Source organism: Zoogloea sp., assembly GCF_030157465.1.
Classification (GTDB): domain Bacteria; phylum Pseudomonadota; class Gammaproteobacteria; order Burkholderiales; family Rhodocyclaceae; genus Zoogloea.
The window spans coordinates 10,301-25,370 of record NZ_JAOAUU010000109.1; the positions used below are offsets into that span (position 1 = coordinate 10,301).

14 protein-coding genes are annotated in these 15,070 nt (G+C 66.0%); 2 read left to right on the forward strand and 12 right to left on the reverse strand.

Annotated elements, in window-relative coordinates:
* Window positions 1-63: 63 nt before the first annotated feature.
* The 3 genes from Q1W26_RS13345 to Q1W26_RS13355 are packed head-to-tail and all read right to left on the reverse strand — an operon-like array spanning window position 64 to window position 2,990.
* Window positions 64-408 carry a hypothetical protein gene (locus Q1W26_RS13345; protein WP_300440963.1) on the reverse strand — a complete coding sequence of 115 codons (345 nt, stop codon included), beginning with the start codon at window positions 406-408 and terminating at the stop codon, window positions 64-66.
* Window positions 409-419: 11 nt separating this feature from the next.
* Window positions 420-1,625 (reverse strand): aromatic ring-hydroxylating dioxygenase subunit alpha, encoded by a 1,206-nt coding sequence (locus Q1W26_RS13350; RefSeq protein ID WP_300440965.1) that lies wholly within the window; start codon window positions 1,623-1,625, stop codon window positions 420-422.
* Window positions 1,626-1,667: 42 nt separating this feature from the next.
* On the reverse strand, window positions 1,668-2,990 hold the full coding sequence (locus Q1W26_RS13355) for an acetamidase/formamidase family protein (protein ID WP_300440968.1): 1,323 nt from the start codon (window positions 2,988-2,990) through the stop codon (window positions 1,668-1,670).
* A gap of 301 nt (window positions 2,991-3,291) precedes the next feature.
* On the opposite strand from Q1W26_RS13355, the gene Q1W26_RS13360 reads away from it, so the two are divergent.
* On the forward strand, window positions 3,292-4,797 hold the full coding sequence (locus tag Q1W26_RS13360; RefSeq protein ID WP_300440971.1) for a PAS domain S-box protein: 1,506 nt from the start codon (window positions 3,292-3,294) through the stop codon (window positions 4,795-4,797).
* A complete protein-coding gene (locus tag Q1W26_RS13365) occupies window positions 4,778-5,419 on the forward strand; it encodes a response regulator (protein WP_300440973.1) in 642 nt (213 codons plus the stop codon). Before Q1W26_RS13360 ends, Q1W26_RS13365 begins: the two co-directional genes overlap by 20 nt.
* Before the next feature lie 21 nt (window positions 5,420-5,440).
* Here the strand turns inward: Q1W26_RS13365 and Q1W26_RS13370 are convergent, their stop codons facing one another.
* From Q1W26_RS13370 to Q1W26_RS13410, 9 genes are all read right to left on the reverse strand, one after another.
* Window positions 5,441-6,328, reverse strand: a complete 888-nt coding sequence (locus Q1W26_RS13370; protein WP_300440976.1) for a YihY/virulence factor BrkB family protein — start codon at window positions 6,326-6,328, stop codon at window positions 5,441-5,443.
* Window positions 6,329-6,396: 68 nt separating this feature from the next.
* Entirely contained in the window at window positions 6,397-7,218 is an 822-nt protein-coding gene (locus tag Q1W26_RS13375; RefSeq protein WP_300440979.1) for an ABC transporter permease, read from the reverse strand.
* Complete coding sequence (locus Q1W26_RS13380) at window positions 7,215-8,030, reverse strand: ATP-binding cassette domain-containing protein (protein ID WP_300440981.1); 816 nt, start codon at window positions 8,028-8,030, stop codon at window positions 7,215-7,217. The genes Q1W26_RS13375 and Q1W26_RS13380 overlap by 4 nt, the downstream gene beginning before the upstream one ends.
* A 141-nt stretch (window positions 8,031-8,171) precedes the next feature.
* Window positions 8,172-9,053, reverse strand: coding sequence for a putative selenate ABC transporter substrate-binding protein (locus Q1W26_RS13385; RefSeq protein WP_300440983.1), 882 nt, complete (start codon window positions 9,051-9,053; stop codon window positions 8,172-8,174).
* Between the two features lie 175 nt (window positions 9,054-9,228).
* Complete coding sequence (locus Q1W26_RS13390) at window positions 9,229-10,149, reverse strand: EamA family transporter (RefSeq protein ID WP_300440986.1); 921 nt, start codon at window positions 10,147-10,149, stop codon at window positions 9,229-9,231.
* Window positions 10,150-10,246: 97 nt separating this feature from the next.
* Window positions 10,247-11,752 (reverse strand): FRG domain-containing protein, encoded by a 1,506-nt coding sequence (locus tag Q1W26_RS13395; protein ID WP_300440989.1) that lies wholly within the window; start codon window positions 11,750-11,752, stop codon window positions 10,247-10,249.
* A 99-nt stretch (window positions 11,753-11,851) separates the two neighbouring features.
* Entirely contained in the window at window positions 11,852-12,787 is a 936-nt protein-coding gene (locus tag Q1W26_RS13400) for an AEC family transporter (RefSeq protein ID WP_300440992.1), read from the reverse strand.
* Window positions 12,788-12,908: 121 nt separating this feature from the next.
* Entirely contained in the window at window positions 12,909-14,714 is a 1,806-nt protein-coding gene (locus Q1W26_RS13405; RefSeq protein ID WP_300440995.1) for a GspE/PulE family protein, read from the reverse strand.
* 92 nt (window positions 14,715-14,806) lie between these two features.
* Window positions 14,807-15,028 (reverse strand): hypothetical protein, encoded by a 222-nt coding sequence (locus Q1W26_RS13410; RefSeq protein WP_300440998.1) that lies wholly within the window; start codon window positions 15,026-15,028, stop codon window positions 14,807-14,809.
* Window positions 15,029-15,070: the final 42 nt, after the last annotated feature.

Here is a 15,070-nt window from a genome sequence, read left to right on the forward strand (position 1 = left end):
GCGCGGATCGCCTCGATGTCTTCAAGGCGGGTGAGGCGCAGGGCGAGATCGGCGGTTGGCATCTCAGGCCGCTACGGCGCCGTGGTCGGCCACGAAACGCGCTTCGTCGAAGCTGTACGGAACCTTCGGATCGCCGCGGTAAAGCTCGATGTGCGGCGCCACTTCGGCCAGCGACAGGGCCAGGCAGAACAGGCGGTCGGCATCGGGCGGGAGTTCGCCGAGCGGAAATTTATCCACGTAGGCGAGGATGTCCTCGAGGCGCGGCAGCATGGCGTCGTAAAAGGCGCGCAGCTCGCCGCGGGACGAAGCGATGCGGCGCTGCTGACGGCCGTTCTGGGTGGGCAGGGCCCAGTTGGCGACCAGCGGCTCGAGGGATTCGAAGGATTTGGGCAGGGAGAGATCGGTCATGGTGGTCTGTCTCATTCGGCGTGCATGTAGGCTTCGAGGGCGTGGTAGCCGTGGCGGATCAGGACTTCGTCGTCCTGCAGGTGCATCACCGTCTTGGCGCCGGATTCGAGGGCGGTCTGGGTGTCTTCCATCGTCGCGGTGTCTTCCAGCCAGGCGTTGCGCTGCAGGCACTGGGCGTGTTCGAGGGCCCAGCGCTGGCTGTTGGTCTTGGCCGGGCGCACGTAGTACTTGCCTTCCCACAGGGTCTTGTTGTGGGCGACGGGCCAGAACTGGTGGGTAAACCAGATGCCTTCGGAGATGTGCAGCAGCAGGTTGGGGAAGAGCACCGACAGCTCGAAGGAGAAGTCTTCGCGGCGATCGGGATTCACCGTCGGCGGCAGCATCGAGGTGCTGCGCTTGGCGACCAGCGAGCCGGTGGCGAGGCTGTTGGCGATCTTTGCCACCGGCGTCGGCTCGGCGTTCAGCGACAGGCAGATCGCGGTGGTGCGGTGCGGCCCGAACAGCTCGACGTTCTGCAGGCCCGACGAGAACACGTTGGGGAAGGAGCCGGCGTGGATGGTGGCCACGTGGTAGGCCTCGGCAAAGGCGTCGTGCGCCACCTTCCAGTTGCAGTCCAGGTAGGTGTGGTAGCTGAAGCACTGGCCCAGCTCGTCGTACGGAAAGCCGGCGAGGTGGGTGCCCATGCCGCCAAGAAATTCGGCCAGCGGCACGACGTTTTCGGACGGGTCGAGATTGACGAAGATGAAGCCTTCCCACACGTCGGTATGCACCGGGGTGAGGCCGTTCTTGTCCTTGTCGAAATCGGCGTGAAACTTGTTCTCTTCGGGCACCTGCACGATCTTGCCGCGGGCGTCATACACCCAGCCGTGGAAGCGGCAGGTGACGACCGCGGCCTTGTTGCGGCCGAAGGTTTCTTCGCCGGTTTCCACGATCACCTTGTTGCCGCGGTGGGAACAGGTGTTGTGAAAGCCGCTGATCTGGCCGTCCTTGCCGCGCATCAGGATCACCGAGGTCTTGGCAAAGGCCAGCTTCTTGACCTTGTAGTCACCGGGCTTGGCGATCTCCTCGATGCGGCCGACCTTCAACCAGCTCTTCAGGAAAACCTTCTTGCGCTCTTCTTCGTAGAACTCGGGGGAAATGCAGGGTTCGACCGGGATCGGGCCGGTGCCGAGATCCGGAAATTTCGCGGCCCATTTCAGGTCGTTGGGGGCATTCATGAGGTGTGCTCCTTATTTGTTGTGTGGTGTGGAACGGGGGCTTCAGTCAGTCTCGAGGCCGTACTGGGCGCGAACGAGGTGGCCGATGCCGATACGATCGAGAATCGTCATCGGGCACTGGAAGGTGACGCGCACCACGCCCGGCAGGCGGCTGATCTCGATGGAGCCGGCGATGGTGGCGCGGTTGAGGATTTCCTCGGCCGACAGGCCGGTGACCTTCGCGGCGCGGTCGACGCCGTTGTGGGTGGCGTCGTTGAGGGTGCGGCCGCTGCCGATGAAGGTGACCGGGCCGTTGTCCTCGATGAAGCTCTGGCCGAAGCGGGCGGCGAGGGCTTTCACGGCGCGGCGCTGTTCGCGGTTCATCGGGCGGGCCATCGGCGGCAGGTCGTCGGGGCGCTGGAGCAGGATCGGGCCGTCGATGGTGAGGCCCTTGATCACGTTCACCTGGACTTCCGTGATGCCGGAAACATCCGTGGCGTGGCCGGCCACTTCGCCGTTGCCCTGCTGGGCGTGCATGTCGCCCATATACACGCCGGCGCCGGGCACCTTGACCGGACAGATCAGGATCGCCCCGGCCCGCACCGAGTTGGTGTCCATGTGGCCGTCGGTCTTGTGGCGTTCCAGCTCTTCCTGGCTCATCGCGTAGGCGTGGGGCGCATCGACCAGGAAGGCGCCAAAGTCGCCGGCATTGTGCGAATCCGGCAAATCCCGCGACGGCGTGGTGCCGATGTTGCCGAGAAAGGGCTGCATGTGCGCCGCGAGGCCGGCGATGTCGGCCCGGGCGAGGGACAGGATGGAATGCTGCTCGGAGTTGGCCGGCAGGCCCGAGTTGCCGCTGGCATCCAGCGCCAGGCGCTCGGCCACGGCCTTGTCGACGGTGAGCGAAACCTGGTTGTCCTTGTCGAGGACGATGACGTAGCCGTTGGTGAAGCGGAAGGCATTCACCTCGGCGCCGCACACGTCGCAATGCACCGCGTCGTCGCCGATGCCCTCGATGTGGCTGGGCGGGCTCACCGTGCCGCAGCTCGGACACAGCTTGGCGACGAAGGGATCGCCGGTGTAGCGGCCATCGACAAACGACATCACGCCGGACGAAGTGGCCAGCGAGGTCACTTCCATGCGGCGGATAGTGATCGCCACGGCATCGCCGATTTCGGCGCCTTCCACGGCCACCGGCTGGGACACCTCATGGCCGCCCTGAAACTTGGGCGTGATCATCGGGCCCCAGCAGCCGGGAGGCGTGCCGACGCGGAGCGTGCCGCCGTCGGCCAGCGGCCCGAGCATCGGGTTGCCCGGCCCGACGATGCCGCGGGTGTAGGTGGAAACGACCACCTCTTGCTGTGCAGTTGTGCTTGTCTGGCTCATGAAATCGACTCCTTGCTTGCAGGGCTGGGCTTACGCTTCCCGGACGCTGCGGGGTAGGCGGGTTCCCGCTTCGACCTGAAGCCTGTGGTTAATCTTTAAATTCAATTTAAACTGTAATTTCATGTATTCGGACGCACCGCGGAGTGTTCCGGCAGCCTGTCCGGGAGGCCCGCCACATCCAGCGGGACCGTGCTGACAAGGCTATCGACGGGGGTTCGGGACGTAAATCGGGCGTCGCATCTAAGCGACTAGGTATAAATTCTTATCGGTCTTGGCAGGGGTGGCCCCCGGGGAAAATGACATGCACGTGGCGACGAACTACAAGGACGTCTTCGATCACGCCAACGACGCGATCTTCATCCACGACGAGCTGACCGGCGCCATCCTCGACGCCAACCGGATGGCATCCAACCTGACCGGCTTTAGCGTGGAACAACTGCGCCAGATGCGGGTGGGCGACATCAGCGCACGGCATCGCGGCTGCGACGACAGCGGCGCGGTGGCCTGGCTGCAACGCGCCATCCACGAAGGCCCGCAGCTCTTCGAATGGTGGCTGTGCCGGCCCGACGGCAGCGACGTGCCCATCGAGGTCAACCTCAAGCACATCATTTCCGACGGCAATCCGCGGGTGATCTCGCTGGTGCGCGACATCCGGGAACGCAAGGAAGCCGAGCAGCGCCTGGTGGCCCGCGAGGCCCATTACCGGCGCCTGATCGGCAGCATCAGCGACGGCATCGCCATCCTCGACCGCATGGGTCACGTGCGCTGGGTCGGCCCGTCGATCCGCCAGGTGCTCGGCTTTCGCGAGCGCGAGGTACGCGGCCACAGCGCCTTCCGGCGCATGCACCACGACGACGCCAACCGCCTGGCCACCCAGATCGAAGCCCTGGCCTGCAACGACGGCAGCGTGTTCGCCCTCGATTACCGCATCCAGCACCGGGACGGCAGCTGGCGCAACCACGAGGGCAGCTGCGTCAATCTGCTCCACGACCCCTGCGTGAATGGCCTGCTGGTCACCTTTCGCGACGTGACCAGCCGCCTCGAGGCCGAAGGCCGGGTCCGCCAGCGCGACCTGGAACTCAGCCACATGGCGCGCCTTTCAACCACCGGCGAAATGGCCTCGGCGCTGGCCCACGAGCTGAACCAGCCCTTCTTCGCGATCATGAATTTCGTCGGCGGGGCGATCCGCCGGGAGGCGGCCGGACGGCTTGGCAGCGATTCACTCCGCGAGGTGCTCGAAAACACCCGCGTCCAGGCCGAGCGCGCCGGCCGCATCATCCGGACAGTGCGCAACTTCACGCGAAAAAGCGGCTATCACCGGGAAACCGTGGATATCCGCACCATCGTCGAGGAAATCGCCCCTTTCATCGAGATCGAGGCGCGCGCCCGGCGTATTTCGGTGCGCTACCGCCTGCTGCGCGAGGCGGCGCTGGTGGATTGCGACTGGGTGCTGATCGAGCAGGTCATCTCCAACATTGCCCGCAACGGCATCGAGGCGATGGTCGACACCCCGGCCGAGCACCGCCAGCTCACCATCTCCACCCACCTCACCGCCGCCGGCACCCTCAACGTATCGATCGAAGACCGCGGCCACGGCCTGCCGCAGGCCAACCCGGACCGCCTGTTCGACGCCTTCTTCACCACCAAGAAAGAGGGCCTGGGCATCGGCCTTTCGTTGTGCCGCTCGATTGTCGACTCCCACGGCGGCCACCTGTGGGCCACCCGCGGCAGCAACGGTGGCGCCAAATTCCATTTCAGCCTGCCACTGGCAACAGGAGAAACCGGCCATGCCGAACCGATCCGCTAAGCCCGCGACCACGCCAACCGTGTTTGTCGTGGACGACGACGACGGGGTGCGCGAATCCCTGCGCTGGCTGCTCGAATCCGTCGGCCACCCGGTGCGCGTATTTCGCAACGGGCGCGAATTCCTCGACGGCTACGACCCGGAGCAACCGGGCTGTCTGCTGCTGGACGTGCGCATGCCGCTGATGGGCGGCTTCGAGCTGCAGGAAGTGCTGCGCATCGACAACCCGGCACTGCCCATCCTGTTTCTCACCGGCCACGGCAGCATTCCCATGTCGGTGCGGGCGATGCGCAACGGCGCGTTCGACTTCATCGAAAAACCCTTCTCGGACCAGGCCTTGCTCGACCGTGTCCAGGACGCCGCCAACAAGGCCGCCGAACTCTACCGCTTGCAACGCCACAGCCGCTCCATCAGCCAGCTGCTGGCGCTGCTCTCGCCCCGCGAGCGCGAAGTGCTCGAACTGCTGATCGACGGCCTGTCGAGCCGCGAGATCGGCGAAGAGCTGGGCATCAGCAAAAAAACGGTGGACGTGCACCGCGGCCACATCCGCGAAAAGCTCGGCATCGGCTCGGTGGCCGAACTGGTGCGGCTGGTGCTCAACAACCCCCACGGCGACGCACGCTAGGGCGCCGATCCGCAGTTTGAATCAGGGTTCGGGCTGGCTCTGCACCCGCAGGATGCAGGCGCCGAACAGGAAGATCTGGGCCGACCAGTAGATCCACACCAGGATCGCCGCCAGCGAACCCGCCGCACCATAGGCCGAGGCCACGCCGGTGCTGGCCAGATAGGCGGCGATGAGGTAGCGGCCCACCGCAAAAAGGGCCGTGATCACCGCCGCCGCGGGCAGTGCGGCGCGCCAGCCGATGCCTTTTTCCGGTGCCAGCCGGGCCAGCAAAATCGAGAACAGCACGGCGCTGGTGGCATTGACGAAAACCAGATCCGACAGCCCGCCAATCACCCCCAGCCACGCCTGGCCTTCGCCCAGCCAGGCGATCGCCGCCGTCACGGCCGCTTCGACCAGCATCGTCACCGCCAGCAAAAACCCGATGCCGAGGGCCAGCCCGAGCCCGTTGAGGCGGCCCAGGATCAGGCCTCTGGCCGTGGTGGGGGTTTTTTCAACAGCCCAGATGGCGTCAAGCGCCGCCTGCAGTTCGAGAAAAACCGCGCTGGCGCCCACCACCGTGGTGCCCACCGCGATCCACGCGGCAAGGCCCGGACCCCGCGCCCGGGCCAGCGCCGAATCGGCCAGGGCCTTCATCGAACGGGCCTCGTTTTCGCCCACCATGCGCAGCAGGTAATCATAGATGGCCGCCTGCGCTTCGGACGTGCCCAGCACCAGGGCAACGCCGGCAGTGATCACCACCAGCAGCGGGGCCAGCGAAAACATCGTGTAGAAAGCCAGCGCGGCGCCGTGACGCGGGGCGCTGCGGTCGAGGAACAGCCGGGCCGCCGGGAGCAGGCTGGCGCCCAGATGGCTGAAACCCGCGTGAAGGGCCGTCTTGTTCGGCGGCTTTGGCAAAGATTCTGCTGACATGGCGGCGGGGCTTCGGGAGGAAGACCCCATTCTGACCCGCCACCCCTCCGAAAGACAGCCCCGCGTGCTCAGGCCAGGCGCCGGCGCAGGAATTCCGAAAGCGCGTCGGCGGCCAGCACCAGTACCAGAAAGGTGGCGAGAATGCTGGCCGCTTCGCCGCCGTTGAGCATTTTCATGGACTGGTCCATCAGCTGGCCAAGGCCGCCGGCCCCCACGAAGCCCATCACCACCGACGCGCGCACCGCGCATTCCCAGCGATAGACGGTGTAGGACACGAGTTCCTGCGCGGCGTTGGGCAACAATCCGTAAAACAGAGCGGCCAGACGGCCACTGCCGGCTTCAAGCAGGCAACGCGCCGGACGGGCGTCGCTGGATTCGAGGATTTCGCCATACACCTTGCCGAGCATGCCGCCGTAGGTGATGCCCAGCGCCAGCACGCCGGCCGCTGCGCCAAGGCCGAAGATGCGCACGAAGAGCAGCGCCCACACCAGCTCCGGCACGCCGCGCAGCACCGCCAGCACGCCGCGGGCAGCGATGCGCAGCAGCTGTCCAGGCCAGCCGCCCCGCCCCGGCCCGAGGCGCGAAATCGACAGGCTGCGGGTGAGCACCAGCCCCAGCGGCACCGCCAGCAACACCGCCAGCGCAATGCCGGCGGTGGCCATCGCCAGGGTTTCCACGGTGGCCCTGGCGAGCAGGGCGAGAAAATCCGGCGCGGTTTCGGGCGGCAAGAAGCCACCGACGAAATGGCCCATCGCGGTGAGGTTGTTCGCCTCGAACAGCGCCGCCGGCTTGAACTGCGCCAGTTGCAAGAGCGGCCACAGCACCAGCAGCGCGGCCAGGGTCCAGCCGAGGCGGGGCAGGGTGGCAGGGTCGCGGGCAGGCACGCTCATGCGCAGCGCAGCGGCGACAGCCCGACAGCAGGCCCTGCATCAGACCCGATGCCGCCGGCCGAGGGCAGGCCGCCTTCGGATGCGTAAAGTTCGCGCAGCAAGGCTTCGGTCACCTCGGCAGCCGGCAGGTCGAACAGGATGGCGCCGTCCTTCACGCCCACGACGCGCGCAAAGTGGCGCAGGGCAAGATCCACCGCGTGCAGGCTGGCCACCAGCGTCACGCCGCGGCGCAGGGCTTCTTCGTTGAGCAAGGCCACGGTGAGTTCGGAGAGCGCCGGGTCCATCGCCGAAACCGGTTCGTCGGCGAGCAGCAGATCCGGCTGCTGGTAGAGCACCCTGGCCAGCGCAACCCGCTGCAGCTGCCCGCCAGAGAGACGGTCACAGCGCTCGAACAGACGCTCGGCCAGATCGAGCCGGGCGAGTTCGCGGCGGGCCCCTTCCGGGTCGGCCGGCACCACCAGCGAAACCAGCGATTTCCACAGCGGCCACTGGCCCAGGCGACCCGCCAGCACGGCCGTCACCACCCGCTGGCGCGGCGGAATCGGCGCCGCCTGATGCACCAGCCCGATGCGCGCGCGGAGTGCCCTCAGCGCACGGGGCGACCCACCCCAGGGGTCGGCCCCAAGCAGGTTTACCCGCCCTTCGCCCGGCTTGAGCGACGCGGCGAGCACCTGCAGCAGCGTGGTCTTGCCGGCACCCGACGCACCGATCAACGCCACCCGCTCACCGGGCGCCACGCTCAGCGTGATGCCGCGCAACGCGCGGTAGCCATTGGCGTGGGTGAAGCCGACGCCATCGAGGGAAAAACCCATGCCTGAAATTTTCATAAAGACACAGGAACCGTAGAGCCGTAGGTCGGGTTAGCCCGCAGGGCGTAACCCGACATCGGCGGAATGCTGTCGGGTTACGCTGGGCTAACCCGACCTACGACTCTGCGATTCCTGGGGTTCGGCTTATTTCAGCAGGCCGGCGGCGTGGGCCGCGGTTTCGATGCCCTTGTAGTTCTCCGCGCGGGTCGGGATGAACTTGCTGGCACGCTGCAGGGCCATGATTTCCTTGTGGGCCGGGTTGGCCGGGTCCAGCTTCAGGAAGGCCTGGGTGATCTTGGCCTGGATCTTCGGATCGAGGTCGCCGCGCGCGGTCCAGTTGTAGTCGAAGTAGGGCGGCGTGGTGGCAAAGACGCGCACCTTCGTCGTATCCACCTTGTTCTGCTCGACCAGCTTGTCCCACACCGAAGCGTTGAGCACGCCGGCATCCACCTTGCCGGCCTGCACGAAGGCCACCGTGGCGTCGTGGGCGCCGGAGAAGGCCGTGTTCTTGAAATCCTTGTCCGGATTGAGGCCTTCCTGGCCGAGGAAGTAGCGCGGCATCAGGTGGCCCGAGGTGGACGAGGGCGCACCGAAGGCAAAAGTCTTGCCCTTCAGGTCGGCAAAGGTCTTGATGCTGTCGTTGGCAGTGATGAAGCGCGAGGTGAATTTTGCGTCTTCGGCGCGCTGCACGAGGGGAATCGCGGTGCCCTTGGTGCGAATCTTGGCCTGCACGAAGGTAAAGCCGCCCAGCCAGGCCAGGTCGATCTTGCGGGTGGCCAGCGCTTCGACGACGGCGGCGTAGTCGGTCACCGGCACGAAGACCACTTTCATCCCGGTTTCCGCTTCCAGATAAGCCCCCAGCGGCGCGAACTTGCGCTGCAGCTCGGTGGGCGCTTCGTCGGGAATCGCGGAAACCCGCAGCACCTCCTCGGCCTGGGCGGCGAGGGGCAGACAGGCAGCGGCGGCAAGGGCAGAGGCAACACAGGCGCGCAACAGCGCGCGCCGCGAAAAGGGCACGGAATACATGGAAAACTCCTCAAAACGGCGCGCCCAAAAGCAACGCCAGCCGCCGGAACGAGGGAGAACGGCCCCGGCTTAATTTAGGGCCCGGCCAGAACCGGCGCCCACGAAAACCTGAAGCGGTACACAGACCGCGGGGCGGACTATAACGGCGAGGCCGGCAGCTGTACAGGCGGGGCCCTCAGGCCTCCAGCCTGGCCGCTGCCCGGCGGACCGACAGCCAGCCGAACAGGGACAGCAGGAGCAAGCCGCCGCCAATCAGCAGGATGCCGGCAATCTCGCTGGTCTTGAACGCCTCGCCGAGGGTCATGCGCGACGACAGGATCGCCACCACCGGCGTACCGAGCACCGACAGACTGGCTTCCCAGGCCGGCACCCGGTCAAGGATCCACACCCACAGCCACCAGCACAGAGCCACGCTGATCACCGACAGGAAGCCGATCAGCATGAGGTAGTCGGGCGACCAATCGGTGGCCCGCTCCGGCACCAGCAGCGTCAGCCCGACCAGCGGCACCGAGCCGATGATCATCTGCCAGGTGGTCAGCACCAGCAGATCCACCGGCTGGCGGCTGCGCAGGCGCTTGATGAGAATGGTGCTGATCGCCCAGCACATCGCCGCGCCCAGCCCGAGCAGCTTGGAAAACAGGCTGGCGTGCATGTCCCACGGCGCGATGATCAGCAGCAGGCCGGCCAGCGTACTGCCGGCCGCCAGCCATTGTCGTCCGCGCACCCGTTCGCCGAGGATCGGCCAGGCCATCAGCAAGGTCCAGATCGGCATCGTGAAGATCAGCACCGCGGTCTTGCCCGAGCCGCCCTCGACCAGCGCCCAGGTCTGCAGCGCGACGAAGCCGGTGATCTGTACCAGACCGAGCACCAGCGTCTCGCCGGGGGCCACCAGACGCATGGATTTGCCCATCAGTTTCACGGCCACCAGCAGCGCCAGTGCGCCCCCGACACAGCGCTGGGTCGCCAGTGCGAAGGGCGGCGCATGGACCAGGGCCTGCTTGAGGAGCACCCAGGTATAGCCCCAGGTGCAGGTCAGGACGATGAGGGCTAAGGCAGGCAGCCAGCGCGCAAGGGACGACGGAGGGAAGGAGGGCATGCAGAAGGCCGCGGGAGGGTGATTTCGGAAATGAAGGGGGCGGACTGTACCGAAGTTCGCGGGTCGGGACAGCACTTGTCCGCCGTCGCGCGCGTCCTCAGGGCAAGCCCAGGCGCCACAGGTCCGCCGGATTGAAGAGGGTCAGGCTGCGCCCGCCGGCCAGCTGGGACGGAACGATGTATCGGCAGAACAGGCGTGCGAAGCGTCCGAAATCGAAGAGCAGATTCGGGTGCTGGGTCAGTTGCAGCGCCCGCCACACCGTCACGGCTTCCGAACGGTCGGTGAGCCGCGCCTTCCAGCTGTCGTCGATGGCCGCCAGCAGGCCGGCGTCGGAACACCAGCCCTTGGAATACGCGCCATCCGCAGTGGCGAACTCGACCTCCCGCGCATCCGGCCAGCGACGTCGGAAAGCCGCCGCGACGGTATGGCCGTCTGCCGAGCGGCAGTCCGCATCGGACCACAACGCGACGAGGCTGCCCAAGGCCACGGCGATGTCCTCATCGGCATAAGCCAGCCCACGCAGGCCATTCCAGCCGGCCCGGAAAGCGCCTGCAAAACCGTCGGTGGCGAGCAGACCCGTTGCACCGGAGAACATCCACTCCACCGCCTGCCCGCGCAGGCCGGCATCGCGCGACAGTGCCGACAGGATCGCCCCTTCCACTTGCTCCGCGGCCGGCGGCGCCCCCGGGTCATCACGCAGGACGATCTTCTGGAAACGCCCCACGGTGGCACCGAAGGGCTCGCTGCGCGGCTGCCGCCAGTCCACCAGAAGATCGGGCGCCCAGCCCGGCAGCGGCTCGAGGGGAACGGAAAAATGCTCGGCCAGATAACCCTCCGGTCGGGCCGTCGTCAGCGCCATGCCGATCTTCGCCCCGGCGCGTTTGAGTCCTGCGATCGTCTCGAAGAAACGACGGCTTTCCTCGAGGCTCTTCTCGACGAAGAAATACTGGTCCAGCAGCTGCTCCAGCGCGCTCTTGTGCACCGGGTAGATCTGTTCCCGCGGCGGGTAGGCCGGGTAGCCCGTCCACGGAAAGACAATGCGATCGAGCGGACCGTATAGCGCCTCAAGGTCATGGTTGATGAAAAGGAAATGTCCGCCTTGGGCCTGCAGGCGCCACAGGTTCGAAACGTCTATCGATACCGGCGCGGCCTTGAATTTTTCAGTCTCCGGGTCTTCGTCGAAATCCGCGTAGAAATCCCGCAGGTCGTCGGTGTCAAGGCAATAGATGACCGAGTCGCCAGCATCCTTCGGCGGCGTCACGCAGTCCGCCGAGAAGAAGCCGGCAACCGCAGGATCGGTGGTGAAATCCACGTAGTTGGTCGGGAAACCATAGTGCTGGAGGATCGCGAAAAGGGCGTCGGCATTGGCGCCCTCGCTGAGATAGGCCAGCTGCGGTGTGCCCGCCGCCCAGTCCATGAAACGCCCCAGCCGCTCGACATAGGCAGCGTGGGCCTCGCCGTCGCCAGCCAGCTTCCGGTGCAGGGAGGTCTGCAGCGGCCAGCACCTCACCTGGCCCCGAAACCAGTCGTAACGCCCTTCCCTTTTGAGCTGTGTGGCCAGCTGGATGGCTGCCTCGACATTCGCGACCCGTATCGTTTCCATCGCTGCACCTCATGGCCGCATCCCGGAAGCGGGATGTCATGGACCCATGAAATCCAGTCTAGTCCGTGCAGCAGATTTCTTCTTCGCGCAGGCCCGCCCTCAGCGCATCAGGCTCACGACCAGCGGCGTCGTCACCGCCGACAGCATCGTCGATAAAATCAGGCTGCCAGCCACCGGCCCTTCAAGCAGCTTGAAGTGGCGGGCCATCAGATAAACGTTGGCCCCCACCGCCAGCGAGGCGAGCAGCACCACCACCTGGGTTTCCATCGGCGGCAGGCCGAGCAGGCGGGCCAGCAGCCACACCACCAGCGGCTGCACCAGCAGTTTCACCGAACAGATCGCCACGCTGATCCGCCAGCCCTCGCGCACCCCGTATTCGGCCAGCCCCATGCCCAGCACGATCATTGCCAGCGGCGCCGCGGCCTGGGCGATCATACCCAGCGGCTGGTCGATCAGCGCCGGCACCGGCAGACCGCTGAGGCCAAACAGACTGCCGCCGACAATGCTGGCAACGATCGGGTTGGTCGCCACCCCGCGCACCGTCTTGGCAAAGCCTTTGGCCGAAAAGCTGCCGTGCCGCGCCCATTCGATCGAAACGGTCACCAACGTCCATAAGATCAGCGAGTTGAACACCAGCACCAGCGCCACCGAAGGCAGCGCCGCTTCGCCAAGCGCCGCCCTGGCCAGGGGAATGCCGAGCAGCACGTTGTTCGAAAAAATGCCGCCGAGGGCAAAGATCGACTGGGCCGAACCGTCGAGCCGGAAAAACTTCCAGGCCAGCACCCGGCCGATGACGAAGACGATCAGGCAACTTCCGAAAAAGGCGATCAGCAGCCGCGCATCCACCGGCGGCAGGCGCGACAGGTCGCTCATCATGCGGAACAGCATGGCCGGCATGGCCACCGAGAAAACAAAGCGCGACAGGTTGTCGGACATGGCCGCCGGCCAGCCGGAAAAGCGCATCAGCGCATAGCCGACAAAAACCAGCCCGAAGAAGGGCGCGGCAAGAGAAAGCTGGTGCAAAAAGGCGGACATTGGCAGAACGGGATACGGAAACCCGCGCAGCCTACCCTACCGGGCGCCCGATCCGCCCCAAAACAGGCCGCCAAGGTGCCAATTCGGCAACAAAACTGCGGCCTTGGTGGCTTCAGCGGCTTTAGCGCCCTTCGTGCTCGGCCGGCGGCGCCACCTTGACCACTTCGGCCAGCGTCGTGACGCCCGCCGCCACCTTCAGCGCGCCGGAAAGACGCAGCGGCTTCATGCCCTCGCGCACCGCCAGGTCGCGCACCCGGGCCAGGTCGATCTCGCCGGACACCACCTTGCGCAGCTCGGGCGACATCAGCAGGATTTCGTAAAGCCCGATGCGCCCCATGTAACCGGTCATGCGGCACTCGATACAGCCCACGGCGCGATGTACGCGCGCCGGGCGGGCCGCCTTCCAGGGGCGCACCAGGTGATCCCAGATCGCCTCTTCCTCCGGCGTCATCGGGTGGGCTTCCTTGCAGTGGGGGCACAGGATGCGCACCAGGCGTTGGGCCATGATGCCCAGCAGCGTGGCATTGAGCAGGTAGGCCGGCGCGCCCAGGTCGAGCAGGCGGGTGATGGCCGACGGCGCATCGTTGGTGTGCAGCGTCGAGAGCACCAGGTGACCGGTGAGTGCCGCCTGGATCGCCATTTCGGTGGTTTCGAGGTCGCGGATCTCGCCGACCATGATGATGTCCGGGTCCTGCCGCATCAGCGCCCGCACACCTTCGGCAAACCCCAGGTCGATGGCCTGATGAACCTGCATCTGGTTGAAGGCCGGCTCCACCATCTCGATCGGGTCTTCGATGGTGCACACATTCACCTCGGGCGTGGCCAGCTGCTTGAGCGTCGAATACAGCGTCGTGGTCTTGCCGGATCCGGTCGGGCCGGTCACGAGGATGATGCCGTGGGGCTGGGCCGAGATGGATTTCCAGCGCGCCTCGTCCTGCTCCGAAAAACCCAGCTCGACCATGTTGCGCACCAGCACCTCGGGGTCGAAGATGCGCATCACCAGTTTTTCGCCAAACGCAGTGGGCAGCGTGGACAGGCGCAGTTCGACCTCCTTGCCGCCCACCACCCGTGTCTTGACCCGCCCGTCCTGGGGACGGCGCTTTTCGACCACGTCCATCCGCCCAAGAATCTTGATGCGGCTGGTCATTGCCGTGAGCACGCTCATCGGCATCTGATAAACCTGGTGCAACACCCCGTCGATGCGAAAGCGCACCAGGCCCATGTCGCGCCGCGGTTCGATGTGGATATCGCTGGCGCGCTGCTCGAAAGCGTATTGCCACAGCCAGTCGACGATATTGACGATGTGGCGGTCATTGGCGTCGTACTGACGATTGCCCTGGCCAAGCTCCACCAGCTGCTCGAAGGACGACAGGCCGCTGCCGCCGTGGCCGCCGCTGCTCTGGGCCGCCTTTTTCACCGAACGGGCCAGGTTGTAGAACTCCACCAGATACCGCGCCACGTCGGCCGGATTGGCCACCACGCGGCGGATTTCCTTTTTCAGGATTCCCGCGACTTCCTGCTCCCACTCGCGCATGAAGGGCTGGGTCGTGGCCACCACCACTTCACGCAGACCCACCAGCACCGGCAACACGCCAAACCGCGTCGCGTAAGCCGACGACATCACCGCGGTCACCGCCGCAAAATCGATTTTCAGCGGATCGATGCGCAGGTAATCCAGCCCCACCTTCCGGGCCAGCCATTCCGTGAGTTCCTCCAGGCCCAGCACCCGCTGGGGCGGGCGTTTCGAAACCCACTTCTGGTTGGCGACAACAATCAGCGGATGAATGTCAGCCGGTTTCTGGCGCTGGGAGACGAGCAGGGCATCCCCATCGGCATGCTCGACCAGACCGTCGGCAACCAGCAGATCGACGACTTCGGCGAGACCAAGGCGGTGTTCGGGCACGGCCGGAGCCGTTTTCTGGGGCATGGACAAAGTCGGGAAACCGGAAATCAGCCGACAACGATAGCGGCATTCCGCATCCCGGTGCCGGAAATTTGCGTGGCCTTACTTGCGTGGCTTTACCAACCCCGGCGACCGCGATCGTGATCCCCGCCCCGGCCACGATCATATCCGCGCCCGTAGCCCGGGCCCGGCCCGTAACTGCGATAAGGCGGCACCACCATGACCGGCGGCTCCACGTAGCGGCGGTGATGGCCGTAACCATAGCCGGGCCCGACCGGTGCGACGACGCAGCCCCCGAGAGTGGCAGCGGCAAGGGCAATGCAGATCAGGCGTTTCATGAGGCACTCCACGAGAGGTATGCAACTTCAACGCGCGACCCG

Bases quoted from the DNA above. Each gene is read 5' to 3' on its own strand.
- Q1W26_RS13345 (WP_300440963.1), bottom strand. From the start codon at position 408: ATGACCGATCTCTCCCTGCCCAAATCCTTCGAATCCCTCGAGCCGCTG.
- Q1W26_RS13350 (WP_300440965.1), bottom strand. From the start codon at position 1,625: ATGAATGCCCCCAACGACCTGAAATGGGCCGCGAAATTTCCGGATCTC.
- Q1W26_RS13355 (WP_300440968.1), bottom strand. From the start codon at position 2,990: ATGAGCCAGACAAGCACAACTGCACAGCAAGAGGTGGTCGTTTCCACC.
- Q1W26_RS13360 (WP_300440971.1), top strand. From the start codon at position 3,292: ATGCACGTGGCGACGAACTACAAGGACGTCTTCGATCACGCCAACGAC.
- Q1W26_RS13365 (WP_300440973.1), top strand. From the start codon at position 4,778: ATGCCGAACCGATCCGCTAAGCCCGCGACCACGCCAACCGTGTTTGTC.
- Q1W26_RS13370 (WP_300440976.1), bottom strand. From the start codon at position 6,328: ATGTCAGCAGAATCTTTGCCAAAGCCGCCGAACAAGACGGCCCTTCAC.
- Q1W26_RS13375 (WP_300440979.1), bottom strand. From the start codon at position 7,218: ATGAGCGTGCCTGCCCGCGACCCTGCCACCCTGCCCCGCCTCGGCTGG.
- Q1W26_RS13380 (WP_300440981.1), bottom strand. From the start codon at position 8,030: ATGGGTTTTTCCCTCGATGGCGTCGGCTTCACCCACGCCAATGGCTAC.
- Q1W26_RS13385 (WP_300440983.1), bottom strand. From the start codon at position 9,053: ATGTATTCCGTGCCCTTTTCGCGGCGCGCGCTGTTGCGCGCCTGTGTT.
- Q1W26_RS13390 (WP_300440986.1), bottom strand. From the start codon at position 10,149: ATGCCCTCCTTCCCTCCGTCGTCCCTTGCGCGCTGGCTGCCTGCCTTA.
- Q1W26_RS13395 (WP_300440989.1), bottom strand. From the start codon at position 11,752: ATGGAAACGATACGGGTCGCGAATGTCGAGGCAGCCATCCAGCTGGCC.
- Q1W26_RS13400 (WP_300440992.1), bottom strand. From the start codon at position 12,787: ATGTCCGCCTTTTTGCACCAGCTTTCTCTTGCCGCGCCCTTCTTCGGG.
- Q1W26_RS13405 (WP_300440995.1), bottom strand. From the start codon at position 14,714: ATGCCCCAGAAAACGGCTCCGGCCGTGCCCGAACACCGCCTTGGTCTC.
- Q1W26_RS13410 (WP_300440998.1), bottom strand. From the start codon at position 15,028: ATGAAACGCCTGATCTGCATTGCCCTTGCCGCTGCCACTCTCGGGGGC.